A 25,877-nucleotide genomic window follows, 5' to 3' on the forward strand; every position below is an offset into this window, starting at 1 on the left:
AGCTGTTTACCGGACTCGGAACCTACCGATCAGCCACCGGCCGACTGGTAGGCGTTGACGGCCCGCTGCAGGCGATCGAGCGCCTCACCGTAGGCCTTGAAGTCGCCGCCGGCCTGCGCCGACTGCAGGTTGGCCAGTGCCGCATCGAGTTCCGCGACCGCAGCAGCCTTGTCCGGCGTCTGACCCGGTGCCGACGGAGCCGGAGTGGGTGCCGGCGTCGTCTGACCGCCGGTCTCCGGCTGGGCGGCGGGCTCACCACTCGGCCTGGTGGCCGAGCTGCCCGTGCCCGACCCGAACACCTGGTCCAGCGCCTCCGCGAGCGTCGGCGCGTAGCCGACCCGGATGCCGGTGGTGTCGGTGAAGCTGACCATCACCCTGGCGAGCTGCGGGAACGCGTTGGCCGAGTTGCGCTGCGTGTACAGCGGTTCGACGTACAGGATGCCGCCGTCCGCGATCGGCAGCGTCAACAGGTTTCCGAAGATCACCTTGTTCGACTGCCGCAGCAACGCCAGCTCGCTGGCGACGCGCGGATCCGACGTCATCGCGGACTGCGCCTGCTGCGGACCCTGCGTCTGGGTGTTGGTCGGCAACTGCAACACCCGGAACTTGCCGTAGTTCTCGGGGTCCGACTGCACCGAGATGTACGCCGACAGCAGCTCACGCTGGTAACCGACCATCGGGCTGGTCAGAACGAACTGCGGCTTCGCCGTCTCCGGGTTGCCGGCCAGCACGTAGTACGGCGGCTGGTTCTTGTCGGTCTCGACCGTCGGGTCACTGGGCACCGACCAGAACGCGTTGTTGCTGAAGAACTCGCCCGGATCGTCCACGTGGTACTTCGCGAGCATCTCGCGCTGCACCTTGAACAGATCCTCCGGGTACCGGAAGTGCGCCTGCAGATCCGGGCTCACCTCGGACTTGGGCTTGACGGTGTCGGGGAAGACGCCCATCCAGGCCGAGAGCACCGGATCCTTGTCGTCCACCTGGTACAGGGTCACCGTGCCGTCGTACGCGTCGACGGTCGCCTTCACCGAGTTGCGGATGTACGAGACTTCCTTCTTCGGCAGCATGCGGCCGTTGGCCTGGTTCGTGCTGTCCTGCACCAGACCGTCGAGCGAGGACCGCTGCGCGTACGGGTAGTTGTCGAGCGTGGTGTACGCGTCGACGATCCACTGCATGCGCCCGTTCACGACGGCCGGGTACACGGTGCCGTCCGTGGTGAGCCACGGCGCCACCTTGTTCACGCGGTCGGCGGGATCACGGTTGTAGATGATCTTCGAATCCGAACCGATGGCTCCGGAGAACAGGATGTTGCGCTCGGTGTACTTGGCTGCGAACGCCAGGCGGTTGAACCAGTTCCCGATGCCGACACCGCCCGCACCGGTATAGGTGTACTTCCGCGAGTCGGTGTCGTACTCGCGAGGAGCACTGCCCGGCTCGCCGCCCACGATCGCGTAGTCGGCATCCGAGGACGCGATCACCGGACCGTAGTAGGTGCGCGGATTCTCGACCTCGAGGGCGGGGTCCGCGGGCTTCGTCTCCAGGTCGCTGACGCTGTAGATCGGGTAGCCGCCGGTGTTGTTCTGGGTGTCGCCGCTGACCGCCGTCACCTGGTTCGCGTACGCAGCGACGAAACCGTTGCCGTGCGTGTACACGGTGTGCTTGTTGATCCAGTCCGTCTGGTTGCCCTGCAGACTCGACGGCGACAGCTCGCGGGCCGCGACGACGAAGTCGCGGAGCGTGCCGTCCATCTCGTACCGATCGATGTTCAGCGACTTCGGGAACGCGTAGAAGTTCTTGAGCTGCTTCTGCGCGGTGAACGTCGGCGAGAGCACGTTCGGATCGAGCAGGCGGGTGTTCGCGATGGTCGTGACGTCCGCCGGAACATCCTTGGGTTGCTTGGTCGACGTTCCCGAGTAGTCGACGTATTCGACTGTCTGGTCCGTGATCCCGTACGCCTGTCTGGTCGCGGTGATGTTCCGTTCGATGTAGGTGCGTTCCTTGTCGGCCGCGTTCGGCTTCACCGAGAACTGCTCGACGACGAGCGGGTACACGGCACCGACGAGCACCGACGACAGCACCAGCAGCGCGACGGCCATCGCCGGGATCCGCAGATCGCGCAGGAAGATCGCCGCGAAGAAGGCGATCGCGCAGATGACGGCGATCGCCAGCATGATCAGCTTGGCGGGCAGCACCGCGTTGATGTCGGTGTAGCCGGCGCCGGTGAACGTGGGCTCCTTGCGTGAACTCGACAGCAGCGCGTACCGGTCGAACCAGTACGAGACCGCCTTGAGGAGCACGAACGTGCCGGCGAGCACCGCCAGCTGCACGCGCGCCGACTTCGTCAGCGCGCCCTGACGACCGCTCAGCCGCAGCCCGCCGAAGATGTAGTGCGTGATCAGGCTGGCGAAGAACGCGATGACCACGGCGACGAACAGCCAGTTCAGGACGAACTGGTAGAACGGCAGATCGAACGAGTAGAACCCGATGTCCTTGCCGAACTGCGGGTCCGTGATCCCGAAATTTTGGCCGTTGAGGAACAACTGCACCGTCGCCCAGCTGGCCTGTCCCGCGAGACCGGCGAACAGGCCGATCACGACCGGGATGCCGATGCCGAACAGCTTCTGACGGGTCATCACCGCGGTGCGGTAGCGCGCGACCGGGTCGTTCGAGCCCGGCGAGGGCAGGAACATCGGACGCGATCGATACGCCAGCAGCAGCGCGAGCCACACGATGGCGCCCACCACGAGGCCGACCACGAAGAACAACGCGATCCGGGTCAGCAGCACCCTGCTGAACACGCTCCGGAAGTCGACCTCACCGAACCACAACCAGTCCGTGTAGACGTCGATGAATCGCGGGCCGACCAGCAACAGTGCTGCGGCGATCAACGCCAGGATCAGCAGCACCCGTGTGCGTTTCGACAACGAAGGTAAACCGGCGGGGGGCCTCATGCCCACGTGCCACTCTCCCAACAATCCGGCGACGCCTTCGCGCCGCAGCCAATGCACCGTCCAGCGTCACCTGAGAGTGACCGTTTCGTCCCACTCTACGTAACTACCCGTCGACGTCGCGCCCCGTGACCGAGCCGCGCGCCGTCGGGCCATGGTGCAAGGATAAGGATGTGATCGATAGCGATGGTGTTTTCCACGGCGACGGGTCCCCGGGAAACCGTGGAAATGTGAGCCTGTCCAGCGAATCCTTGAGCCGATGCGTGCACGAGGTGATCGACTTCGTCGACGCCGGCGGGTGGGGTCAGCCGCCCACGGTGTTCGCCATCGTCCCGACGGCGCTCGTCGCGGCGGCCGAGCCGTCGCTTCTCGACCAGCTGGACGACGGGGCCGAGCTCACGCCCATCGAGCAGGAGTCGCTGCCCGACGACGTCGAGGGCGGCTCCCCCGCGCTCGACGAGTTCCTGGCCACGACCACGTGGCCGTCCGAGGTGGTCGGCTGCGCTCTGGTGCAGGAGATCGTGGTGCTGCCGCCCGAGGCGGAGTCCGACCTGGACGACGCGGTCGCCCCGACGCTCACCGATCAGCACGCCGCGAACGAGGCCGCCCGGACCGCCGCCGAGTCGCATCCCGACCGGCGTGAGGCCCGGCTGATCGCGGCGGTGCTGCGGGACGGCCCGTCACTGGCCCTTCTGCAACTGCGACCGACCGACGACGACGATCCGTTCGCCGGGGTCGAACTGCGCACGTACGACAATCTCGCTCCCGGCGTCGTCTCCGCTCTCTACGCGACGCTCGACGCGGACGAGCTCTAGCAACTCGGCGCCGGACGGCCCTCGTTGATGTCGGCGAGCGCGTCGATTGCGCCGCCGAGCGTCTCGACCTTCACGAGGTCCAGGCCGTCGGGCCGGTTCGCCACCGCCTCGTCGCAGTTCTTGGCCGGAACCAGGAAGGTCGTGGCGCCGGCTTCCTTGGCCGCGATCATCTTGTAGGGAATGCCGCCGATCGGCCCCACGTCACCGGCGGGGTCGATCGTGCCGGTGCCGGCGACGAAGTCGCCGCCGTTGAGTTCGCCCGGGCTGAGCTTGTCGACCACGGCCAGGCTGAACATGAGGCCGGCCGACGGCCCGCCGATGTCGGCGAGGTTGAAGTCGATCGTGAACGGCACCTCCGGCACCGTCCCGGCGCCGACACCGAGGTAGCCCGGGTTCGAATCGTCGCCGTCGCCGTGCGGGCGGGAGCCGAGGGTCACCGGCGCGGTGGTTTCCACACCGTCCCGCACGAACGTGATGTCGACGGTGGATCCGGCACCGGCCGCACCGACCGCGTCCTGCAGTTCGTCGGCGCTGCCGACCGGAGTGGAGCCCACCCGCAGCACACGGTCGCCCTCACGCAGGACGCCTGCGGCCGGGCCGCCCTCCGCGACGGTGCGGATCTCGACGGCGACCGGAAGGTTCAGATACCGGAGGGCCGCGAGCTCGGCACTGTTCTCCGACTTGGCGAACTGAGCCGAATTCTCTTCCTTGACCTCTTCCTGCGACTTCTGCGGCGGGTAGACGTCCTCGCGGGGCACCAGCCCCTGCCGTCCGCTCACCCACAGACCGAGTGCGTCGAACAGCGTCAGGTTGTTGCGCACCGCGACGGTCGTCATGTTGAGGTTGCCACTCGTGGCGTCGACCGCGGTGCCGTCGATCTCGACGACGGGCTTGCGCACGATCTCGCCGTTCTCTTCGACGTCGGTCTCGCCGAGCGTGTTGAAGGTCGGGCCGGGGCCGAGCGCGACGAACGGGACCTTCACCGTCGTTCCGAGGACGCCCAGTGCCAGGACCGGGGCCAACGTCGCCAGTAGGGTCACCATCCGTCGGTTCACCTGGCCAGGATAGAGGCCGCCGCGAGTTGCATCGCCGGACCCCGGGTGGTGTTCGCCGTGAGCGTGATCTCCGCACGGGCCATGCGGGGCCGCGCCTTGTACCGTTGAACTATGAGCGATCTGCCCTTTGGCTTCTCCAACTCCGACGACGACCCGGACCGCAACAAGGATTCGGCGGGCCGCGAGCAAAGCGGGGGTCAGGGAGGTTCGGCCGGTCAGCCGTTCGGCTTCGATCCGAGTGCATTCGGACTGGGCGGCGCGGGCGGTGCCGGGGGCGCCGGGTTCGATCCGGCCGCGCTCGGTCAGATGCTCTCCCAGTTCGGGCAGATGCTCAGTGGCATGGGCAGTGCGATGGGTAAGGGCGACCAGTCCGGCCCCGTCAACTACGAGATCGCGAAGAATCTCGCGCGCCAGCAGATCGGCTCGGTGACGCCGATCGGCGAGGGCACCGCGTCCGCCGTCTCCGACGCCGCGCGTCTCGCCGAACTGTGGCTCGACGGCGCCACCACACTTCCCGCCGGCGCCACCCGCACCCTGGCGTGGACTCCCAACGATTGGCTCGACGGCACCCTCGACACGTGGAAGCGGCTGTGCGACCCGGTCGCCGAACAGGTTTCCGGCATGTGGGTGCAGGGCCTTCCCGAAGAGGCCCGCAACATGATCGGCCCGATGGCCGGGATGTTCACCCAGATGGGTGGTCTCACGTTCGGATCCCAGCTCGGCCAGGCACTCGGCCAGCTGTCGAAGGAGGTCCTCACCTCCACCGACATCGGCCTGCCGCTCGGGCCTGCCGGTACCGCAGCTCTGCTCCCCGCCGCGATCGAGGCCTTCAGCGAGGGGCTCGAGCAGCCGCATCGCGAGGTGCTCGTGTTCGTCGCCGCCCGCGAGGCCGCCTACCAGCGGCTCTACAACCACGTGCCGTGGCTGCGGCAGCGACTGCTCGCGACCGTCGAGGACTACGCACGCGGGATCAAGATGGACTTCTCCGCGATCGAGGAGGCCGCGCAGGGACTCGACCCGTCGGCGCTCACCGATCCGTCGCAGCTCGAGAAGATCCTGCAGCAGGGCGCTTTCGAGCCGCAGACCACGCCGGAGCAGAAGCAGGCCCTCGAACGCCTCGAAACCATGCTGGCGCTCGTCGAGGGCTGGGTGGAGGTCGTCGTCGCCGAGGCGCTCGGCGAACGCCTGCCCGGTGTCGCCGCGCTCACCGAGACGCTGCGCCGCCGCCGCGCGACCGGTGGACCCGCCGAGCAGACCTTCGCGACGCTCGTCGGCCTGGAACTGCGCCCCCGCAAAGTCCGTGAAGCCGCGCAGCTGTGGCGCCGGCTCACCACCGACACCGGCATGGAAGCGCGCGACGGCGTGTGGGCTCACCCGGACCTGCTGCCCGACTCGTCGGACCTGGACAATCCGGCCGCATTCGTCGACCGCGTTCTCGGCGGCGGCGAGGCGAGCACCTTCCACGACCCGATCGCGCAGCTCGAGCAGACCGAGGCACGCGAGCGGGAGGAGAAGAACCGCGATCAGGGCGACGCCGGCGAGTCCGAGGCCTAGTCCGGAACGCTGTCGTCGGCGGCGGCGCAGTCGTCCGCGTCGCCGCCCTGCAGGCCCGGTTGCCGGGTCACCACTGAGTACGCCTCCAAGTAGCCCATGGCCCGCTCGGTGCGCGGATACTGCCGGACCTCACGCCAGAACCGTTGGTTGTGGCCGCCCGAGACATACAGGTGCACCAGTTCGTGGACCAACACGTAATCGAGCACGTAGGCCGGCACCGTCTGCAGCAGTTCGCTGACCCGGATGGTGCCGTCCACCGGCGTGCACGACGCCCAGCGCGTCTTCATCGACGGCACCCACCGCACCGAGACCGGGGTGGCCGCGCCGCCGAGCCATCGCGCCGACAGTCGCGCGGCGCGCTCGGCCAGTTCCACGTCGCTGCGTCGGGCCCGGTCCGCCGCGCGTAGATCCGCGCGCTCGAGCTTCTCGATCATCTCGGCGACCAGTTCGGCCTCTGCCTTCTTCGACAGACCGGTCGGCATCAGCACGACGACCTTGTCGCCCTCGCGGCGCGCGCTCACCGTCCGCCGTCGGCGGGCGCTGCGCCGGATCTCCACCTCGGGCCCTGCACCGCTGTTCGACGTCTCCGAGCCAGTCACGGACCACCACGCTAGCCGTCCGGTCCGACACCGCTCCACACAGATCTCGGACCGATCGGCTGCCTGTGCGAAATACCGAGCTCACGGCGCATTTTTCCCTGTGGATAACCCCCGGAATTCCGACGGGCGGTCGGTGTCCGGAATGAGATCGTCCGTCCATGACCTCCGTAGCCGCCACACACCTGCGACGTCTCGTCCTCGATCCCCGACTGCCCGTGCTGGTGCGGCCGAGCGGTCGCCTACAGATCGGGTGGGACCCGGAGACGTCGATCATCCTGACGCCGCCCCCGTCGGTCGATCCGCAGGCCCTCGTCTCGGTGCTGGGGCTTCTCGACGGCCGCACGTCCCGGCCGGGCGTGGTGTGGCGTGCGGTGGAACACGGCATCGCACCCGCCGACATGTCGACGATCCTGAGCGAGCTCGAAGAGGCCGGGGCGCTGCGGCCCGCCCCGACGCCCCCGGACGACGTCCCGACGATCCGCGTGCACGGCCGCGGACCGTTGGCCGACGCCATCTCCAGCGCACTCACCACCGGCCCGGCCCGGGTCACCCGGTCCACCCACTTCACCGCGGACACCGACGTCACGACGTGGAACTGTCTGTGTGTCGTCCTCACCGACGAGCTCGTCGTCGATCCTCGGCTGGTGGACGCGCTGTTGGTCGCGGGTATTCCCCACCTGCCCGTCCGCCTGCGGGACGGGCGCGGGGTGGTGGGGCCGCTGGTCCTGCCGGGCAGCACGAGCTGCCTGCGGTGTGCCGACCTCACGCGATCCGACGTCGACGAGGAATGGCCGCACGTGGCCGCGCAGCTGCTCGGCCGGGTCGGTCACGCCGCCCCTGCGACCGTGCTCGCCACCACGGCCGTCGCGTTGGGACAGCTGGAAATGGTGCTCTCGCGGGCGGCCCGCCCCGCGCCCGCGAGCCTGGACGCGACGCTCGAGATCGACCTCGATTCGCACCGGTTCGCGGTCCGGCCGTGGCCCCGCGATCCGCGGTGTGGATGCTCACGTTCCGCAATCTTCTTGGACGAACCCGCGAATCTTCCGCCATGATGGTCTGGTGTCCGACATCCCACGCAGAAGCACCGCCCGCACCGCCAAGCTCGCGAGCATTCCGCTGGGCATCGCCGGTCGCGCGGCGATGGGTTTCGGGCGCAAGCTGGCCGGTGGGGACCGGGACGAGATCGACGCCCAGCTGACCGCGAAGGCCGCCGAGCAGTTGTTCACCGTGCTGGGTGAGCTCAAGGGCGGCGCGATGAAGCTCGGGCAGGCGCTCAGCGTGATGGAGGCCGCGATCCCGGAGGAGTTCGCCGAGCCCTACCGCGAGGCGCTCACCAAGCTGCAGGCCGAGGCACCGCCGCTGCCTGCGAAGCAGGTGCACCGAGTCCTCGATCAGCAGCTCGGCACCAAGTGGCGCGATCGCTTCGCCGAGTTCGACGACACTCCGACCGCTTCGGCGAGCATCGGTCAGGTGCACCGCGCGGTATGGGCCGACGGACGGGAGGTGGCCGTCAAGGTCCAGTACCCGGGCGCCGACGAGGCCCTGCGCGCCGACCTGAAGACGCTCACCCGGTTCGCCGGGCTGTTCACGTCGGTGATGCCGGGAACGGACATCAAACCGATCCTCGACGAGCTGAGTGCACGCACCGAGGAAGAGCTCGACTACCGCATCGAGGCCGACAATCAGCGCGCGTTCGCGAAGGCGTTCCACGGCGACCCCCGCTTCGTCGTGCCGCGGGTCGTCGCGAGCGCCCCCAAGGTCGTCGTCACGGAGTGGATGACGGCCACCCCCCTCTCGGCGATCATCACCGACGGCACGACCGAACAACGCAACACCGCGGGCGCGCTGCTCGCGGAGTTCCACTTCGTCTCGCCGGCGCAGGTGGGGCTGCTGCACTGCGATCCGCACCCGGGCAACTTCATGCTGCACGACGACGGCCGCCTCGGGATCATCGACTTCGGCGCGACCGCCCCGATGCCGAACGGGCTGCCCCCGGTGTTGGGCCGCATGGTCCGCCTCAACCTGGAGGAGCGCTTCGACGAGCTGACGGAACTGTTGCGCGCCAATGGTTTCGTGCTCCCCGGTCGCACTGTCACCGATCAGGAGATCGCCGACTACCTTCGCCCGTTCACCGATCCGATCCGATCCGAGTCGTTCCACTTCACACGTGCGTGGCTGCAGAAGGCGGCCGGGACGGCGACCGATCTGTCGGGCAGCCACTTCCGAACCGCGCGTGCCCTCAACCTCCCGGCCGAGTACCTGATGATCTTCCGGGTGCTGCTGGGTTCGGTCGGCATCTGTGCCCAACTCGACGCGTGCGCCCCGTACATGGCGATCCTCACCAAATGGCTGCCCGGCTTCTCCGACGACGCCGACGGTCTCGAGAGCCTCGACGGCGCGTAGGTCAATACAACCCAATTAGTCTCGTTCTTAGGACACTCAGGACGTCTGGGTACTAGGTTCAGATCGCTCGATCTGAGCACTCCGCTACGTGACCTCCGCGCGGTGACTGCCAAGTCGCCTCCAGGCGACTGCATTGCACGGGTGAACGAAGGAGCAGGGGACTGTTCCACAGGGTACTGCTGTGGGCGGAGAGGACTATGGAATGTCTGACGAGCCGCGTTCAGCAGCGCCCGGCTGGTACCCCTCGCCGGACGGCGGGCAAAGGTACTGGGACGGACAACAATGGCTGGCGTTGCCCGACCCGGGCTCCTCGCGCATCGCGGGTGGCAAGCCTCCTGCAACGCGCTCTCGAATCTTCACCATTCCGCGTTTTACCAAGCACCCCCTCGTGCTTGGAATCTTGGCGGTGCTCGTGGTCGCCGGAATCGGCTCGGCGATCGCCGTCAAGGTTTCGAACGATTCGAAGGCCGAGGAGCGCCGGCAGGCGACCGCCGCGGCCGCTCAGGCCGAGTCCGATCGCGCAGCCGCGGCGGCCGCCGCAAAGCAGAAGGAAGACGACGGAGAACGTGCAGAGCGAGCTCTTTACGTCATCCAGCTCGAATCCAGCGTCAAGACCATGGCCGAAGAACACGTCTCGAAGTCGATCATCGACGGACCGATCCTCAACGTTTCTTGTGATCCCGTCGGTGGGGGATCAACGGACGACTTGACTGAAACGACCACCGTCTTCGAGTGCTTCGCGGCCACCGAGGAGGTCGGAGACGGACGGATGCGGGGCTTCAAATACCACGCGACGATGAATTGGACGGCCGGAACATACACCTATGGATTCGGAGCACCTTGACATCTCCTGTGTCGAGGTGCTCAAACCTCTAAGGCCTCGTCGTGGGCTTCTGTTCGAGTCGAAGCCCACGACGAGTGCATCAGGCGCAGACGAGCGCCTTGCGTTGGTCCGGGTTCTTCCGGGGCCGACCTCGCGGCCTCTTACGGGCGATCACGACCCCCTGATCGAAGATCTCACCGCCCCAGACTCCCCACGGCTCGGCGCGGTCGAGTGCGGCGCGCAGGCACCGGTTGCGGACGGGGCACTGTCCGCACAGCGCCTTGGCCCGTTCGAGGTCGGCAGGTGTCTCGGCGAACCACAGGTCGGGGTTTTCCACTCGACAGGGCAGCTCCGGGCGTGCCGAGTCGACTACTGCCAATCCGCCGGACACGGTGCTGGTCTCGTTCTGTACTCGGCATGTCGCGGTAGACACGTCGTTCTCCTCTGCTGATGTTTCGCGGCTGGCGCCGGCTTTCGGTGGTCATACGAACCGAAGTCGAAGGCCTGGAGCTCGAGGGCTCGAAACACGAAGGCCACGGTTCGCAGTTGCGATCCGTGGCCTCGAGAGGAATGGCGGGAGTGCCTACCGAACGAATTGTCGGTGTCTACTCCGGGCCACGGATGCGGGGGCTGCTGCTTCTGCTGCTGCGCGCAGACGGATTGCGTGCGGTGCGGCGGCTGCGTTCCTCGCAGCGACCGGGGCGGCCGCAGGGAGGTACGCGCCAGCGATTGCGGGCACAGATGCACGCGCTGCTGCTGCAAATGCAGTTGCATTCCAGTCGTTCATCTTTTTGCCACCTCCCTTTCGTATCGGTCCGACAGTTACCGCACACAAGTTTTACCCCGTGGTGTGCAGTCCAGGGTATGCAACCCGAACAGACCGCACAAGTTATTTTTGACCTGCGGTTTTACCGCGGATCGTGGGTCACGTGGGATCCAGTGTCGCCGACGACCACTCGCCGCGCACCACGGCGAGAACATCGGCGCCGAACTGTTCCAGCTTTTTCGCACCGATCCCCGAAATCGCGGTGAGCGCACGTTCGTCCTGCGGCTGCTGCTCGGCGATCGCCTGCAGCGTGTTGTCGGTGAACACCACGTAGGCGGGCACCTTCATCTCACGGGACGTCTCCCGGCGCCAGTCCTTGAGCGCCTCGAAAAGCTCCATGTCGAGGTTCGACGGGCAACCCTCGCACCGGCCGAGCGTGTGCGCGGTCGCGTCCAGCAACGGCTTACCGCACACGCGGCACCGCGGCCGCTGTTTCGTGGAGCGTGCGGGCTTGGCGATCCGCGACGCCGGCGAATCGTCCGGGATCACGTTGGTGAGGAAGCGGGACCGGCGCCGGGACTTGCGTCCCCCTTCGTTGCGCGCGAGTGCCCACGACAGCGCCAGGTGTTCGCGGGGACGTGTCACGCCGACGTAGAGCAGCCGACGTTCCTCCTCGATGCCGTCCTGGTCGCCGGGCGAATTGGAGTCGCCGAGCACGTGCGCGATCGGCAGCGTCCCCTCGGTGAGTCCGACCAGGAACACCGCATCCCATTCGAGTCCCTTGGCGGCGTGGAGCGACGCCAGCGTGACGCCCTGCACGACCGGAGGATGTCGCGCCTCCGAACGGGCGGCCAACTCTGCGAGCAGCCCACCGAGCGTGAGGTGCGGGTCGTGCGCGAGCAACTCCTCGGTGAGCGACACCAGCGCAGTGAGCGAACCCCACCGCTCGCGCGCCTGGGCGCCGGTCGGTTCGACGTCGGTGAGCCCCAACGGGACCAGCACCGCCCGCACCAAGGTCACCAGCGCCTGGCCGGTGTCGGCGCCCTCGGGCAGGTCGTCGCGACCTGCCACCTGCCGCAGCGCGTTGATCGCCTGCCGCACCTCCTGCCGAGTGAAGAAGCCTTCGCCGCCGCGCACCTGGTACGGGATCCCGGCCTCGGTGAGCGCCTGCTCGTGCACCTCCGACTGTGCGTTGATGCGGTACAGCACCGCGATCTCGGCCGGTTCGACACCCTGCTCGATGAGCTTCTTGATCTGCCGCGCCACCGCCGCGGCTTCGGCCGGTTCGTCGTCGTACTCGGCGAACGTCGGTTCGGGGCCGGACGGCCGCTGCCCGATCAGCTGCAGGCGCGTGCCGGCGATCCGGCCGCGGGCCTCCCCGATCACCCGGTTGGCGAGCGAGACGACCTCCGGGGTGGACCGGTAGTCGCGCTCGAGCCGCACGACGGTCGCGTCGGGGAACCTGCGCGAGAAGTCCAGCAGGTACTTCGGGGTGGCACCGGTGAACGAGTAGATCGTCTGGTTGGCATCGCCGACGACGGTGAGGTCGTCACGATCCCCCAGCCACGCGTCCAGCACCCGCTGCTGCAACGGCGTCACGTCCTGGTACTCGTCGACGACGAAGCACCGGTACCGGTCACGGAACTCCTCGGCGACCGCCGAGTGCTCCTCGAGAGCGGCCGCCGTGTGCAGCAACAGGTCGTCGAAGTCGAGCAGCATGCCGTCGTAGTTGCGGGCCTTGAGTTCCTCGTAGCCCGAGTACACGGCCGCGACCTTGGCGGCGTCGGCCGGGATGTCCCGCCGGGCCCGCGCCGCGACAGCCGGGTAGTCCTCCGGGGCGACGAGCGATCCCTTGGCCCACTCGATCTCGCTCGCAAGGTCGCGGATGCTCTCGGTGCTGGTGGACAACCCCACCCGGCTCGCCGCCTGCCCGACGAGCGCGAACTTGCGGTCCAGCAGCTGCCACTCGGTGTCGCCGATCACCTGCGGCCAGAAGTAGCGCAACTGACGCAGCGCCGCGGCGTGGAACGTTCGGGCCTGCACCTGCGGCCCACCCCCGCCGATGCCGAGCCCGCGGAGCCTCCCGCGCATCTCTCCGGCCGCACGGGCCGTGAAGGTCACCGCGAGGACCTGACCGGCCGAGACGTGCCCACCCGCGACGAGGTGTGCGATGCGGCGGGTGATGGTGCGGGTCTTGCCGGTGCCGGCGCCCGCCAGTACGCACACGGGGCCGCGCGGTGCCAGCACGGCGGCAGACTGCTGCGGGTCCAGGCCCTCGTCGGGCCTGGTTCCGGTGCGCTCCGGGGTGACATCCGCTGACATGCCGTCCATCCTCTCAGGGCGCACCGACACCGGCTGCCCGCACCCGCTGCGCTGTGACGTACGCCCGTGCGGGAACAGTACGGACCGATCGTGGTGTTATAGGCGCCGTGACTACCGAAGCTCCCGCCCTGACTATGTACTCGACCACGTGGTGCGGTTACTGCCGTCGCCTGAAGAAGCAGCTCGACGAGAACGGCATCTCGTACGTCGAGATCGACATCGAGCTCGATCCCGCGTCGGCCGAGTTCGTGGGCAGCGTCAACGGCGGCAACCATGTCGTCCCCACCGTGAAGTACGCGGACGGCAGCACCGCCACCAATCCGAGCCTGGCGCAGGTCAAGCAGGCCCTGGGCCTCTAGCCCCTCGTTCGGCTCGTCGGTCGGCCCGTCAGTCGGTTGCGGCCCAGGACTCGATCATCACTCGCGCGATCGAGATCGATCCGGGCAGCAGCAGCTCGGCGTCCGAGCGCGACGTCCAGTCGCCGGCGTCGAGCGCGGACCGGATCTGTTCGCGCGTGAACCAGTGGGCCTCGGCGATCTCGCCGTCCGCGAATTCGAGCGGAGCGGCGGGGTCGCCTACGGCCGAGAACCCGATCATGACCGAACGCGGGAACGGCCACGGCTGGCTGCCGAGATACCGGACGTCGTGCACGTCCAACCCGACCTCCTCGCGGATCTCCCGCACCACGCACGTCTCGAGGGACTCCCCGGCCTCGACGAATCCGGCGAGGACCGAGAACATCCGCGGCGGCCACACCGGCTGACGTGCGAGCAGCACCCGGTCGGCGCCGTCGTGCACCAGGCAGATCACCGCCGGGTCGGTGCGCGGAAACTCCTCGTGCCCGGTGCTCGAGCTGATCCGGGACCACCCGGACATCGTCGGTTCCGTCGCGGCCCCGTCGATCGCGCTGTAGCCCGCGTGGTCGTGCCAGTTCAACAGCGCCACAGCGGTTGTCAGCAGTCCCGCACTCGACTCGTCGAGCCGGTGGCCGAGCATTCGCAGATCACCGAGTTCGCCGGTCATCGCCGGAACCCGTACCGCCCACACGTGGCGCGTACCGTGAAGCCCCAGGAATACCGCGTCGTTCGCCGGTTCGTCGCCCAGCGTCGATGCCGGCTCGAGAACCAGTTCGCCGTCGGCTACCCGAACCTGACCCCGCGGATTGACCCGCAGCAGAAAAGCGTTCGCCCATCCGGCACGCAGCGCGTCGGTGTCCGCGCGCAGTTCCTCCGCCCGGTCGAGGGCGGCTCGCGACAGCAGTGGAGTCTCGGTCAGTTCGAAGTGCGGCACGGGAACGACCCTACTGCGAGGGACCGGTCCGCCCGACTTCGCTCAGCTGCTGACGCGCCGGATGTACAGCAGGAGGTCGTCGGCCTCCACGGCGTCGACCTCGGGCGACCCCACCCGCAACAGACGGCCGTCGCGCACCACGCCCAGCACGATGTCGGACAGGTGCCGCGGCGAACCACCGACCTCCTCGGGTTCGACCTCACGCTCGGCGATCGCGAAACCGGCCTCCGGGGTCAGCAGGTCCTCGACCATCTCCACCACGCTCGGCGTGGTGCGGGCGATACCGAGCAGGCGTCCCGCGGTCTCCGAGGAGACGACCACCGAATCCGCCCCCGACTGCCGCAGCAGGTGCGCGTTGTCGGTCTCCCGGATCGCGGCGACGATCTTCGCCTTGGGTGCGAGTTCGCGCGCGGTGAGTGTGACGAGGACCGCGGTGTCGTCACGGTTCGCGGCGACGATGATCGACGCTGCGTTCTGCACACCGGCGAGCCGCAGCACGTCGGACTTGGTGGCCGAGCCGTGCACGGTCACCAGGCCCATGCTCGCCGCGGTGTCGAGCACCACCTGATCGGTGTCGACCACCACGATGTCGGAGGGCACGATGCCGTCTCCGAGCATGGCGTCGATGGCGGTACGTCCCTTCGTACCGAATCCGACGACGACGGTGTGGTTGCGCACGCGATGCCTCCAACGCTGGATCTTGAACGCCTGGCGCGAGCTCTCGGTGAGCGCCGAGAGGGTCGTACCGACCAGGACGATGAGGAAGAAGATGCGGAGCGGCGTGATGACCAGAACGTTGATCAGTCGCGCTTCCGGGGTGATCGGGGTGATGTCGCCGTAACCGGTGGTCGACAGCGAGACCGTCGCGTAGTAGATGCAGTCCAGCAGCGACAGCTGGTTGTCCTGCGCATCCTTGTAGCCGTCCCGGTCGATGTAGACGACGAGCACGGCCAACGCCAGTGCGCCGAGCGCGTACGAGACTCGCCGCGCGATGGCGCGGGACGGACTGGTCTGCATCTCCGGGACCTTGAGCACGCCGACTAGCGCGAAGTCCGGCCGATCCGTCAGCGCGTCCGCGTTCCCGAACCGCGCTCTCAACCTACCGGGCATCCACTGGTCCCCATCTCCTCTGCTCCGACTGGCAGTTCACACAGTCGGCTCGCAGCCTAACCGCGGATCCCGGAATAGCGGAACGGCACAGGAAAATCGGGGTGACGGTGGCGGAACGACGGCGCGTGGGGCAGGGTGGCCGCATGTCACAGCGTCCGAACCGATCCAGTCAGGCTCCTGCTCTCCGCCTCGCCGCTCTGCTCTTCGGCGCCGGAACACTGCACTTCGTCCGGCCGCGGCCGTTCGACGCGATCGTGCCGCGCGCGCTCCCCGGAAGCGCGCGCACGTACACGTACGCGTCGGGTGTCGCCGAGCTCGCGACGGCCGCGGCGCTCGCGGTGCCCCGGACGCGCCGGCTCGGCGGCACGCTCGCGACCGCACTGTTCGTCGCCGTGTTTCCCGCCAACGTGCAGATGACGATCGACTGGTTCCGGTCGAACCGCACGTCGACGCCCGCGAAGGTCCTCGCCGCGGCCCGTCTGCCGCTGCAGATCCCCCTGGTCGCCGACGCATTGAGGGCCCGGCGCAACGCGGCCTGACCGGACAGCTTCAGTCGGCCGGCGTCTCTTCAGCACCGGCAGTCGTGATGAGACGTGCCAGACGGTCGGCGTCGGGCAGATCCTCGGGCGCGATGGTGCGTCCGGTACGCACGTAGTGGAACGCAGCGCGCACCTTGTCGAGCGGCGGCTCCACCGGCCGTCCGGTGAGCCGGGACTGACGCGCCGCCATCAGCTCGGCCCACGCGATCCGGTAGGCGGCCAACTGCATCACGACGGCGCGTTCGTTCGCGGCGGACGGCTCGGCGCCGGTCTTCCAGTCGATCACCGTCCAGCCGCCGTCGGCGTCGGCGAAGACGGCGTCGATCCGGCCGCGTAGCACGGTCCCGGCGACGGAAGTCTCGAACGGCACCTCCACCTCGACGGGGCTGCGGTCGGCCCACGGCGAGCGCAGGAACGCGTCCTGCAGCAGAGCGAGTTCGGTCTCGGTGCCCACCCCGGTGTCGGCGGCGCCGGGAAGCTCGTCGAAGTCCAGCAGACGAGTGGCACCGAACCGCTGTTCCACCCACGCGTGGAACGCGGTCCCCCTGCGCGCCAAGGGGTTCGGCGGGAACGGCAACGGTCGACGCAGCCGGGCCGCGAGTGCGTCGGGATCGGCGGCCAGGTCGACGAGCTGGCTGACCGACAGTTGCGCCGGCATCTCCACGTCGGTGCCGCCGTGTCCGCGTTCCCTCCGCTCGGCGAGGAGCGCGTCCACATCGGCAGCCCAGTTGTCCGGGTCGTCGTCCGCCGCCTCGGGCTCCGGCGCGGCCTTCCCCAACCCCGCGAGCGCTCCGCGCACCAGTTCGGCACCGCGTTCGACGTCGGCTCGCCGGCGCCCCAGCGGATCCCGCGGCCACAGCGCCGATCGCGGCGTCGCCGTGAGCGGGTTCTCGGCGCCGTCGTCCGGCGCGGGTGCCCAGACGTCGATCGCGCCGAGTCGCTCACCCTCCCACGTCGACACGAGTTCCTCGAGTTCGAGCAGGAACGGCGACGGGCCCTTGGGGTCCGCACCGGATTCGGCCCAGTGATGGCCGGACACGAACAGCGCCCGCTCGGTGCGGGTGAGCGCCACGTAGAACAGGCGCCGGTCCTCGTCGAGACGGCGTGTCGAGAGCGCGTCCTTGTGGGACTTGATCGCGTCCTCGAGGTCCTTGCGGTGGTACAGATTCTCGAGGTCGAGAACCGGGACGCCGTCGGCGGATTCACCCGGGTAGGCACGATCACCGCGCAGTGTGGGCGGCAGTTCGGCCACCGATCCCAGCCACGTCGCCGACGCCTGGCTGGAAGGGAAGACGCCGGCGGTCAGGTGCGGCACCGCCACGACCTCCCACTCGAGCCCCTTCGCCGAGTGCACCGTGAGCACCTGCACACGGTCGGGCGCCACCTCCACCTCGCCGGGGGCGAGACCGTTCTCGACATGTTCGGCGGCGGCGAGGAACGACAGGAGTCCCGTCAGCGTCGCCGACGTGCGGTTCGCGTAGCCGGACACGACATCCGCGAAGGCGTCCAGGTGCTCGCGTCCGGCGCCACCCACCTCGGACTGCCGTGTCCGAGCCTGCGCCTCGATCCCGATGCCGATCACGCGTTCCACCTCGGCGACGAGTTCGGTGAGGGGCTGGCCCAGCCGTTCCCGTAGCGACGCCAGCTCGGCGGCGACCGCACAGATCCGCACGTACCCGGCCTCGGAATACCGGTGCGCCGGGCCGGGATCGGCGAGCGCGTCGGCCAGGCCGGCCTGCTCCGACTGCTCTCCGGGCAGGGCGCTGCCGAGCGCGTCGTCGAGGGCGGCCGCGTCGGTGACCGCACCGGTGGCGCCGTGGTCGGAGCGGATCCCGAGTTCGCCTGCACGCTTCCACAGGGCACGGATGTCGGCGGCACCGATCTGCCAGCGGGCGCCGGTGAGGACGCGTACGGCGGCGCTGCCCGCCATCGGGTCGGCGACCAGGCGCAGCATCGCGACGACGTCGGCCACCTCAGGCGTGTGCAGCAGACCACCGAGGCCCACCACCTCCACGGCGAGGCCCCGCGCCCGCAGTTCCTCCGCGATCGGGGCGGCGTCGGCGTTGCGTCGCACCAGCACGGCCGCGGTGGGCGGCTTCGCGCCGTCGACGCGGGCCGCCTCGTACTGCTCGGCGATCCGGTCGGCCACCCAGGCGCGCTCGGTCTCCACGGTGTCGAGAAGGGCGAGCCGCACGTCGCCGGGGACGGCCGCGGGCCGCGCCCGCAGCTTGCTGACCTCGACTCCCCTGTCGCGCAACGGCTCCGAGATCATGTTGGCGAGCTCGAGGGCCTCCGGCGGGTTCCGCCAGCTCGTGAGCAATTCCAGCTTGGGCGCCGGGGTGCCGTCGGCGAGCGGGAAATCGGTGGCGAAACGCGGCAGGTTGGCCGCCGATGCCCCACGCCAGCCGTAGATCGACTGCATCGGGTCGCCGACCGCCGTCAGTGCCAAACCGGCGTCCTCACCGCCACCGAACAGCGACGACAGCAGCACTCGCTGCGCGTGCCCGGTGTCCTGGTACTCGTCGAGCAGCACTACCCGGAACCGGGCGCGCTCGCTGCGCCCCACCTCCGGATGCTCGGACGCGACGCGTGCCGCGAGCGACATCTGACTGCCGAAGTCCAGCGCGCCCTCACGACGCAGGGTGTCGGCCAGACGCTGCACGAGCGGCAGCAGATCGAGCCGCTGATGCTGCACCTCGAGCAGGTCCAGCAGCGTCTTCGACGGGCCGCCACGCTGTTTCGGCCCGGCCGGGAGCGTGTGGATCAGCTTGTCCAGTTCGGTATGCGCCTCCCGCAGGTCGGCCGGTTCGACGAGGTGCTCGGCGAGCTGACCGGACAGCGCGAGTACCGACTCGGTGATCGAGGCGGGGTTGCGGTCGGTGTCGAGATCGTCGTCCCAGGCGCTGACCACCCGGTACGCGAGCTGCCACAGCTCGGTCTCGGACAGCAGCGTCGCGGACGGCTCGATCGGCAGCAGCAGCCCGTGTTCGGAGAGCAGCCGTCCGGCGTACGCGTGATACGTGCTCACTTCGGGTTCACTCGCAAGGATCCGGGACCGCAGCGACCCGCTGGGGTCGAGATCGCGGACCAGCGCCGAGCCGGCCAGCTTCGCGAGTCGCTTACGGATGCGGGCAGTGAGCTGCTGCGCCGCCTTACGGGTGAACGTCAGGCCGAGGACCTGTTCGGGATCGACCAGCCCGTTCGCGACCAGCCACACGACGCGCGCCGCCATCGTCTCGGTCTTGCCCGCCCCGGCGCCGGCCACGACGAGGGTGGGGCCGAGCGGAGCCTCGATGACCGCGGCCTGCTCGGGCGTCGGCGGGAACTGCCCCAGCGCCTCCGCGAGTTCGGCCGGGCTCACGCGGCGCCCGCTCTGCACGGTGCTCACTCCGACGTCACCTGCCGTCCTTCGTCGTGTGCCGGGCAGCTCGAGAGCACCGGACAATGCCTGCAGCCGTCGTTGATCCTGGCGAGGAACGCCGGTCCGCGGGTGGCCGCGGCGGCGTCGTGGATCACGTTCTCCCACAGCGCGACTCCGTCGTCGTCGAGCGCGGACTGTATGCGCTGCGTCGACCCTTCCTTCTTGTGTGGCTTGGCCACGAACACCAGACGGGCGCCACCGGGCTGCGACGCCGGCACCCCGTCGATCAGACCGCGGGCGGCGGCCACCTGGTAGGCCGCCAGCTGTGCGTGCTGCTCGGCCTGTTCCTTGGTGACCGCGGCCTTCGCGGTCTTGACGTCGATGACGACGGGCCGCCCGTCCGAGTCGCGCTCGAGCCGGTCGATCCGGCCGCGGATCCGCACGGTCGCCTCGCCCTCCGTGCGGGGTTCGAGCACGCCGTCCACGGCCACCTCGACGCCGATCTCGGTGAGTTCGGATCGAGTGCCCCGCAGCCAGTCCGCGAAGTTGTCGAGCATGCCCCGCGTGCGCTCGAGTTCGCGGCGCGAGAACCACTCCGAGCCGAGATCCACCGAGTCCCATGCCGTTTCCAGGGCGTGGTCCACCTGATCCGGCGGGATGTGGCCGGCCAGCGCCTGCACGAGGGTGTGCACGAGCGTGCCCGCGATGGCGTGGGTGTTGTCGCCGTCGCTGCCCCCGTGCCGCTCGAGCATCCACCGCAGGGGACAGTTGGCGATCAGTTCGATCGTCGACGGCGACAGCGGAACCGGTCCGTCCTCCGGATCCCACAGCCCCACATCGGAACTGGGCGCCGACGTTCCGTACCACTGGTCGGGGTGCGCGCCGCGGACGCCGGCCTCGGCGAGCCGCGCCAACTGGTGCGCCGCCCGTTGCTGCCGCTCCGGGTCGGCGACCGCCACCTCGGGATCGCACACCACACTGCGCAACTCGGCAACCAGGGCCGGCAAGGCGAGGACGCGGGGGGTGTCGTCGGTGACCGGCGCGACCTCGTCGACGTCGAGGTCGTCGGCGCCGCGCAACAAGTCGTCCACGAACCGCGAGCGCACCAGTTCGGTGTCGCCGCTCGACGAGTCGACCGCTGTCACGAGCAGCGAATCGCGAGCCCGGCTGCACGCCACCAGGAACAGGCGCCGTTCCTCTGCGAGCAGCGGCGCGGTCCGCGACAGCGTCTTGTCGACCTCGCCGAGCCCGCTGGTGATCTCGATGAGTTCCTCGGTGCCGAGCAGCGTTCCGCGCGCCCCGAGGCTGGGCCACAGCCCCTCCTGGACGCCGAGCACGACGACCACCCGCCACTGCCGTCCCGCCGCCGAGTGCGCGCTGAGCACCGTCACGGTCTCCTGCGACGCCACGGCGCGCATCGGGGCAGGCCCCGGAATCGCCTGCTCGACGAGGTAGTCGACGAACCCGGACAACTGAGCCCGCGGCAGTCGGTCGACGTAGTTCGCGGCAGCATCGAAGAGAGCCACCACCGCATCGAGATCGCGGTCGGCCTGGGCGCCGATCGGCCCGCCGAACGCGGAGGCCGCCGCCCAGCGACGCTCGAGCCCGGTCGCCTGCCACGCCGCCCACAGCACCTCTTCGATGCCCCGGCCGCGCTGCAGCGGTACCCGGGCGCGCCGCAGCACCTTCAGCACCCTGCGCAGCGAGAGCGATTCGACATCCGTCAGTCCGGGAAGCAGGTGTGCCACCCCGTCGGCGTCCGGCCCGTCCACGATGAGCGCCCGCAACAGCTCGGCCGAGTCGCGGTCGCCACCCGACGCCAACTCGACCCGTCGCAGGCCGCGACGCAGCCGCCGCAGGCTCACCGGCTCGGCCCCACCGATGGGACCCGACAGCAGCGCGATCGCGTCCTCGCCGGTGAACTCGCCGCCGACGAGGGCGCGCATGACGGACAGCAATCCGGCCACCCCGTGCTGCTTCGCGAGCGGCAGTTCGCTCGCGGCGGTGGTCACCGGCACTCCCGCCGAGAGCAGCGCGCGCCGCAGTGGCGGCAGCACCCGCGGCACCGACCGCGCAACGATCGCCATCTCCGACCACGGCACGCCGTCGATCAGGTGCGCGCGCCGCAGGGTGTCCGCGACGAGCGCCGCCTCCTTGGCCGGAGTCGACAGCACCCGGACCACTGCACGCCCGTCGGTGTCGTCCTCGGTGACGGGCACCGCCGCGCCGCGGTGCGGCGGGTTGCCGGGGAGCAGGCCCGCGATCCGCCCCGCCACCCGTGCGACGGCCGGCGCCGCCCGGAAGTTGGTGTCGAGGATCACCTGCGCGAGGTCCCCGCGATCGGCGAGACCCGTGAGGAACCGTGGGTCCGCGCCACGGAACGCGAAGATCGCCTGGTCCGGGTCGCCGGCGATCGCGGTGCTCGCGGTCCCGGTTCCGATCAGGCGTACCAACTGCGCGGCCTGCGGATCGAGGTGCTGGGCATCGTCGACGAGCAGGTGCCGCACCCTGGCGCGTTCGCGGCGCAGCAGGTCCCGGTCGGTCGCGAACGCGGTGAGAGCCGCGCTGATCAACTCGGCGGCGTCGAGCGCCGGCGCGGTGGCCTCCGGCGCCTCCATTCCCACCGCGCCACGCAGCAGCATGCCCTGCTCGTAGTGGGCGGCGAACCGCCCCGCCGCGACCCATTCGGCCTTGTCGTGGGCATATCCGAGATCGATCAGATCCTCCGGGCCCAGGCCGCGCTCGTTGGCGCGCAGCATGAGGTTGCGCAGTTCGACGGCGAAACCGGTCATTCCCAGAGCGGGACGCAACCGCTCCGGCCACATTCCCCCGCCGTCCGCGATGTCGCCACGCAGCAACTCGCGCAGTACCGCGTCCTGCTCCGCACCGGTGATCAGCCGCGGCGGCGGATTACCGTGCGCGGCGGCCTGCAGCCGCAGTACCGCGAAGGCGTACGAGTGCACCGTCCGGACGAGGGGCTCCCGGGTGGCCCGGGGCTGGACCCCGGGGCTCTCCGGGTCGTGCTCGGCCGCGAGCAGTCGCTCGGTGATCTGCTCCCGGATCGCGGTGGCCGCTCGGCGCGACTGGGTGAGCACGAGCACCGACTCGGGATCCTCGCCGGCAACGATCCGGGCCACCGCGGCATCGACCAGCAGCGTCGTCTTCCCGGTCCCCGGGCCCCCGAGGATCTGCCAGGGGTGCCAGCCGCGGCCGGGCGGTGCACCGGTCAGGACCCGTGCGGGGTCCGCCGGCCAGGTGCGCAGCGACGGCGTCGATCCGCGTCGCCCGACGAGCCGTGCGGTGGGCGCCGTCTGCCTCGTGCGTGCGCCCGTTTCGCTCATACAGGGAATCTCACCAGACGGGTCCGACAGACGTCGCATCCGGCATAGTGGACGACATGCGCGGTCTCCACACGTACCTGTTCGGCACGCCCGGAGCACCCGAAGTGCTCGCCCTGCACGGACTCACCGGGCACGGACGCCGGTGGGAGGCGCTCGGCACCGGCCAGCTCGGTGACACCCGGATCATCGCACCAGATCTGCGCGGCCACGGCCGCTCCCCGTGGACGCCGCCGTGGGGTCTGGACACACACGTCGGCGATCTGGTCGGAGTGCTCGACGAGCACGCGACCGGCCCCGTCGTCGTGGTGGCCCACTCGTACGGCGCCGCGATCGCGCTGCATCTCGCGCAGGCGGTACCGGATCGGATCCGCGGGGTCGTCCTGCTCGATCCCGCCCTCGGGCTCGACCCGGAGAACATGAGCCGGATCGCCGGACTCGTCGCCGCCCACCCCGACTACACCGACGCAGCGGAGGCCCGCTCCGAGAAACTGCACGGCGCGTGGGCCGACGTGCCCACCGAGGCCCTCGACGCCGACCTCGCCGAGCACCTGGTCGAACTCGACAACGGACGAGTCGGCTGGCGCATGTCGGTTCCGGCCGTCGTCGCGTCGTGGGGCGAGATGGCACGCCCGTTCGTCCTCCCACCCAAGGGCATCCCGACGGTTCTGGTGCAGGCACTGCGCGTGCAGCCGCCGTACGTCACGCCCGAGTTCCGCGCCGCGCTCGCCGAGCATCTCGGGGACGACCTGACCATTGCCGACCTCGACTGCGACCACATGGTCGCCCACGCGAAGCCCGACGAAGTCGCTTCCCTCGTCCGCAAGCTGCTGTAGGACCGCACGTGGCCGCCACCACCGAGGAACAGATCGAGCGCGTCCGCGACCTGGTCGCCTCGATTCCACTCGGTCGGGTCGCCACGTACGGAGACATCGCCTCGGCCGCAGGACTTTCCAGCGCCCGCACCGTCGGCTGGATCATGCGTACCGACTCCGCCGACCTCCCGTGGCACCGAGTCCTGGGAGCGTCGGGCCGGCCGGCGGCCCATCTCGCCCGTCGCCAGTTGGCGAAGCTCGAGCTCGAAGGTGTGCCGATCCGGGACGGTCGGGTGGATCTCGGGGCGGCACGCCACCGGTTCTGACCGGCGGCGCACGCGTACACCCGATGGGGCAGCATTGGGCCATGCAGACCTTCGGCCCTCCCGGCGGGCACCCCGCCGCGATCGTGCTCGCCGGTGGACGTGCGACCCGGATGGGCGGGATCGACAAACCCGGCCTCGTCGTGGCGGGCCGTCGGATGCTCGACACCGCACTGGACGCCGTCGCCGACTGTGATCGGGTGGTCGTCGTGGGTCCGCACCGCGACGACCTGCCGGCCGCGATCGTGCAGACGCAGGAGTCACCCGCCGGCGCCGGCCCGGTCGCCGCGCTGGCTGCGGGCCTGGCCGCGCTCGATCGAGCACCCGGCGACATCGTCGTGCTTCTCGCCGCCGACCTGCCGAGCCTCGACGCGACGGTCGTCGCGGCTCTCGTCGCGAGCCTGGGCGCCGACCCCGGCGCGGAGGCCGCGTTCGCGGAGGACGACGCCGGCCGACTGCAATTCCTGCTGTCGGCGTGGCGCCGGACCGCGCTCGCCGCGCGTCTCGACGCGCTGCCCGACCTCACGAACCTGCCGATGAAGTCGCTCGTGCCGGACCGTCACGTCACGCTGGTGTGCGCGGGCGTCGCCGACTGCGACACTCCGGCCGACGTCGAGCGGGCCCGCGTCACCCACGTGCCGGGGCCGATGGACATCACTACGGCGCGTACGACGATCCGGAACACGCTCGCGCCCTTACCGATCCGTGCGTCCGCTCTCGGCGACGCGCTGGGGGCCACACTCGCTGCCCCGCTCGTCGCGGCGGAGGCGCTGCCCCGTTTCGACGTCTCCGCGATGGACGGCTATGCCGTCTCGGGACGGGGACCGTGGCGACTGCACGCCGAGATCCGATACGCCGGGGCGGCCTCCGATCTCGTGCTCACCCCCGGGGACGCGGTGCGGATCGCGACCGGCGCCCAGGTCCCGCGCGGTGCGACGTCGGTGATCCGGGACGAATTCGTGGACGTGGCACCGGATTCGGTGGGCAGGCTCGTGGTGCGGCGCCCCGAGACCCCGGAGCGCGACGACACCCGTCGCCGCGGCGAGGACTGGCAGCCCGGCCATCACCTCGCCGAGGCAGGGACCGCGGTGACTCCGATGCTCGTCTCGGCCGCCGCGAGCGCGGAGGCCACGACGGCCGAGGTGCGCGGACCGGTGTGCGCACACGTCGTGGTGACGGGCGACGAGATTCGACGCAGCGGCCCCCTGCGCGCCGGTCAGACGCGCGACTCGCTGGGACCTGTGCTGCCGGACCTGCTGCGGCACTGCGGGGTCCGAACCGTCGCCGACACGCATCTTCGGGACACCGCCGACGGCTTCGACACCCTCCTCGACGGCGCCCGGGACGCCGATGTGATCGTGGTCGTCGGCGCGACGGGTGGCGGCGCCGCCGATCAACTCCGCAGCGCACTTCTGCGTGCCGGCGCCCGGATCGTCGTCGGACGGGTGCGCTGTCGGCCCGGAGGTTCGCAGGTGACCGCCATGTTGCCCGACGGCCGGGTGGTCCTTGGACTGCCCGGCAATCCCGTCGCGGCGGTGGCGACCTTGCTGATGGTGATGCCGGCGATCGTCGACGCGCTGACCGTGCGCACGCCCGTCGTACCGATGACCGGCGCGGTGTCGAACGCGTCGCAGGTCGGTGCCTCGGTCGCCCGGATCGTGCCCGTCACGCGGCAGGTGGACGGGACCTGGCGGGCCGACACGATCGTGCGCACCGCACACCTGGCGGGGCTGATCGGGAGGGAGGCGCTCGCGCTCGTCCCGCCCGCCCCGGTCGACGGTCAGAGTGTGGAGCTGCTGCCCCTCCCGACGTGACG

General features: G+C 69.9%; 19 protein-coding genes. 10 read left to right on the forward strand and 9 right to left on the reverse strand.

Features of this window, described 5'->3' with window-relative positions; genetic code table 11:
• Positions 1 to 29 precede the first annotated feature (29 nt).
• The gene (locus C7H75_RS17125) at positions 30 to 2,951 is read right to left on the reverse strand and encodes a UPF0182 family protein (protein ID WP_233281926.1); all 2,922 of its coding nucleotides are present in this window, start codon (positions 2,949 to 2,951) and stop codon (positions 30 to 32) included.
• A 227-nt stretch (positions 2,952 to 3,178) separates the two neighbouring features.
• Here C7H75_RS17125 and C7H75_RS17130 point away from each other — a divergent pair, with 227 nt between their 5' ends.
• Entirely contained in the window at positions 3,179 to 3,763 is a 585-nt protein-coding gene (locus C7H75_RS17130; RefSeq protein ID WP_233281786.1) for a PPA1309 family protein, read from the forward strand.
• Here C7H75_RS17130 and C7H75_RS17135 read toward each other — a convergent pair.
• Entirely contained in the window at positions 3,760 to 4,818 is a 1,059-nt protein-coding gene (locus C7H75_RS17135) for a YlbL family protein (protein WP_217451363.1), read from the reverse strand. The two genes, C7H75_RS17130 and C7H75_RS17135, sit on opposite strands and share 4 nt — an antisense overlap.
• Before the next feature lie 111 nt (positions 4,819 to 4,929).
• Between C7H75_RS17135 and C7H75_RS17140 the strand changes: the two genes are divergently transcribed.
• Positions 4,930 to 6,372, forward strand: coding sequence for a zinc-dependent metalloprotease (locus tag C7H75_RS17140; protein WP_084985009.1), 1,443 nt, complete (start codon positions 4,930 to 4,932; stop codon positions 6,370 to 6,372).
• On the opposite strand, the gene C7H75_RS17145 is transcribed toward C7H75_RS17140, so the two are convergent.
• Entirely contained in the window at positions 6,369 to 6,971 is a 603-nt protein-coding gene (locus tag C7H75_RS17145) for a M48 metallopeptidase family protein (protein WP_233281787.1), read from the reverse strand. The two genes, C7H75_RS17140 and C7H75_RS17145, sit on opposite strands and share 4 nt — an antisense overlap.
• Positions 6,972 to 7,129: 158 nt before the next feature.
• Between C7H75_RS17145 and C7H75_RS17150 the strand changes: the two genes are divergently transcribed.
• From C7H75_RS17150 to C7H75_RS17160, 3 genes are all read left to right on the forward strand, one after another.
• Positions 7,130 to 8,023, forward strand: coding sequence for a TOMM precursor leader peptide-binding protein (locus C7H75_RS17150; protein ID WP_081182427.1), 894 nt, complete (start codon positions 7,130 to 7,132; stop codon positions 8,021 to 8,023).
• 7 nt (positions 8,024 to 8,030) lie between these two features.
• Positions 8,031 to 9,374 (forward strand): ABC1 kinase family protein, encoded by a 1,344-nt coding sequence (locus C7H75_RS17155; protein WP_106851630.1) that lies wholly within the window; start codon positions 8,031 to 8,033, stop codon positions 9,372 to 9,374.
• A 202-nt stretch (positions 9,375 to 9,576) separates the two neighbouring features.
• Positions 9,577 to 10,218 carry a DUF2510 domain-containing protein gene (locus C7H75_RS17160; RefSeq protein ID WP_064077655.1) on the forward strand — a complete coding sequence of 214 codons (642 nt, stop codon included), beginning with the start codon at positions 9,577 to 9,579 and terminating at the stop codon, positions 10,216 to 10,218.
• 79 nt (positions 10,219 to 10,297) lie between these two features.
• Here the strand turns inward: C7H75_RS17160 and C7H75_RS17165 are convergent, their stop codons facing one another.
• A complete protein-coding gene (locus tag C7H75_RS17165; protein ID WP_041674341.1) occupies positions 10,298 to 10,630 on the reverse strand; it encodes a WhiB family transcriptional regulator in 333 nt (110 codons plus the stop codon).
• Between the two features lie 492 nt (positions 10,631 to 11,122).
• Positions 11,123 to 13,294: an ATP-dependent DNA helicase UvrD2 gene (locus tag C7H75_RS17170; protein WP_005518823.1), complete on the reverse strand. Its 2,172-nt coding sequence runs from the start codon at positions 13,292 to 13,294 to the stop codon at positions 11,123 to 11,125.
• A gap of 125 nt (positions 13,295 to 13,419) precedes the next feature.
• On the opposite strand from C7H75_RS17170, the gene C7H75_RS17175 reads away from it, so the two are divergent.
• Positions 13,420 to 13,644 (forward strand): mycoredoxin, encoded by a 225-nt coding sequence (locus tag C7H75_RS17175; protein ID WP_022597066.1) that lies wholly within the window; start codon positions 13,420 to 13,422, stop codon positions 13,642 to 13,644.
• A 28-nt stretch (positions 13,645 to 13,672) separates the two neighbouring features.
• On the opposite strand, the gene nudC is transcribed toward C7H75_RS17175, so the two are convergent.
• Both nudC and C7H75_RS17185 read right to left on the reverse strand, forming a co-directional pair.
• Entirely contained in the window at positions 13,673 to 14,575 is a 903-nt protein-coding gene (gene nudC / locus C7H75_RS17180) for an NAD(+) diphosphatase (RefSeq protein ID WP_013416698.1), read from the reverse strand.
• Positions 14,576 to 14,617: 42 nt separating this feature from the next.
• The gene (locus C7H75_RS17185; RefSeq protein ID WP_005518820.1) at positions 14,618 to 15,685 is read right to left on the reverse strand and encodes a potassium channel family protein; all 1,068 of its coding nucleotides are present in this window, start codon (positions 15,683 to 15,685) and stop codon (positions 14,618 to 14,620) included.
• A 143-nt stretch (positions 15,686 to 15,828) separates the two neighbouring features.
• On the opposite strand from C7H75_RS17185, the gene C7H75_RS17190 reads away from it, so the two are divergent.
• The gene (locus C7H75_RS17190; RefSeq protein ID WP_013416699.1) at positions 15,829 to 16,224 is read left to right on the forward strand and encodes a DoxX family protein; all 396 of its coding nucleotides are present in this window, start codon (positions 15,829 to 15,831) and stop codon (positions 16,222 to 16,224) included.
• A 10-nt stretch (positions 16,225 to 16,234) separates the two neighbouring features.
• Here the strand turns inward: C7H75_RS17190 and C7H75_RS17195 are convergent, their stop codons facing one another.
• Together C7H75_RS17195 and C7H75_RS17200 are read right to left on the reverse strand one after the other, a co-directional pair.
• On the reverse strand, positions 16,235 to 19,612 hold the full coding sequence (locus C7H75_RS17195) for an ATP-dependent helicase (protein WP_022597073.1): 3,378 nt from the start codon (positions 19,610 to 19,612) through the stop codon (positions 16,235 to 16,237).
• The gene (locus C7H75_RS17200; RefSeq protein WP_022597074.1) at positions 19,609 to 22,926 is read right to left on the reverse strand and encodes an ATP-dependent helicase; all 3,318 of its coding nucleotides are present in this window, start codon (positions 22,924 to 22,926) and stop codon (positions 19,609 to 19,611) included. The genes C7H75_RS17195 and C7H75_RS17200 overlap by 4 nt, the downstream gene beginning before the upstream one ends.
• A gap of 56 nt (positions 22,927 to 22,982) precedes the next feature.
• Between C7H75_RS17200 and C7H75_RS17205 the strand changes: the two genes are divergently transcribed.
• The 3 genes from C7H75_RS17205 to C7H75_RS17215 are packed head-to-tail and all read left to right on the forward strand — an operon-like array spanning position 22,983 to position 25,875.
• Positions 22,983 to 23,759: an alpha/beta fold hydrolase gene (locus C7H75_RS17205; RefSeq protein ID WP_044991357.1), complete on the forward strand. Its 777-nt coding sequence runs from the start codon at positions 22,983 to 22,985 to the stop codon at positions 23,757 to 23,759.
• Between the two features lie 8 nt (positions 23,760 to 23,767).
• Positions 23,768 to 24,064 (forward strand): MGMT family protein, encoded by a 297-nt coding sequence (locus C7H75_RS17210; protein ID WP_022597076.1) that lies wholly within the window; start codon positions 23,768 to 23,770, stop codon positions 24,062 to 24,064.
• Between the two features lie 41 nt (positions 24,065 to 24,105).
• The gene (locus tag C7H75_RS17215) at positions 24,106 to 25,875 is read left to right on the forward strand and encodes an NTP transferase domain-containing protein (protein WP_022597077.1); all 1,770 of its coding nucleotides are present in this window, start codon (positions 24,106 to 24,108) and stop codon (positions 25,873 to 25,875) included.
• Positions 25,876 to 25,877 lie beyond the last annotated feature (2 nt).

The organism is Rhodococcus (subgen. Prescottella) equi (assembly GCF_003013675.1).
GTDB lineage: Bacteria > Actinomycetota > Actinomycetes > Mycobacteriales > Mycobacteriaceae > Prescottella > Prescottella equi.

Bases quoted from the DNA above. Each gene is read 5' to 3' on its own strand.
- C7H75_RS17140 (WP_084985009.1), top strand. From the start codon at position 4,930: ATGAGCGATCTGCCCTTTGGCTTCTCCAACTCCGACGACGACCCGGAC.
- C7H75_RS17205 (WP_044991357.1), top strand. From the start codon at position 22,983: ATGCGCGGTCTCCACACGTACCTGTTCGGCACGCCCGGAGCACCCGAA.
- C7H75_RS17160 (WP_064077655.1), top strand. From the start codon at position 9,577: ATGTCTGACGAGCCGCGTTCAGCAGCGCCCGGCTGGTACCCCTCGCCG.
- C7H75_RS17170 (WP_005518823.1), bottom strand. From the start codon at position 13,294: ATGGACGGCATGTCAGCGGATGTCACCCCGGAGCGCACCGGAACCAGG.
- C7H75_RS17125 (WP_233281926.1), bottom strand. From the start codon at position 2,951: ATGAGGCCCCCCGCCGGTTTACCTTCGTTGTCGAAACGCACACGGGTG.
- C7H75_RS17215 (WP_022597077.1), top strand. From the start codon at position 24,106: ATGCAGACCTTCGGCCCTCCCGGCGGGCACCCCGCCGCGATCGTGCTC.
- C7H75_RS17190 (WP_013416699.1), top strand. From the start codon at position 15,829: ATGTCACAGCGTCCGAACCGATCCAGTCAGGCTCCTGCTCTCCGCCTC.
- C7H75_RS17185 (WP_005518820.1), bottom strand. From the start codon at position 15,685: ATGCCCGGTAGGTTGAGAGCGCGGTTCGGGAACGCGGACGCGCTGACG.
- C7H75_RS17150 (WP_081182427.1), top strand. From the start codon at position 7,130: ATGACCTCCGTAGCCGCCACACACCTGCGACGTCTCGTCCTCGATCCC.
- C7H75_RS17200 (WP_022597074.1), bottom strand. From the start codon at position 22,926: ATGAGCGAAACGGGCGCACGCACGAGGCAGACGGCGCCCACCGCACGG.
- C7H75_RS17175 (WP_022597066.1), top strand. From the start codon at position 13,420: ATGTACTCGACCACGTGGTGCGGTTACTGCCGTCGCCTGAAGAAGCAG.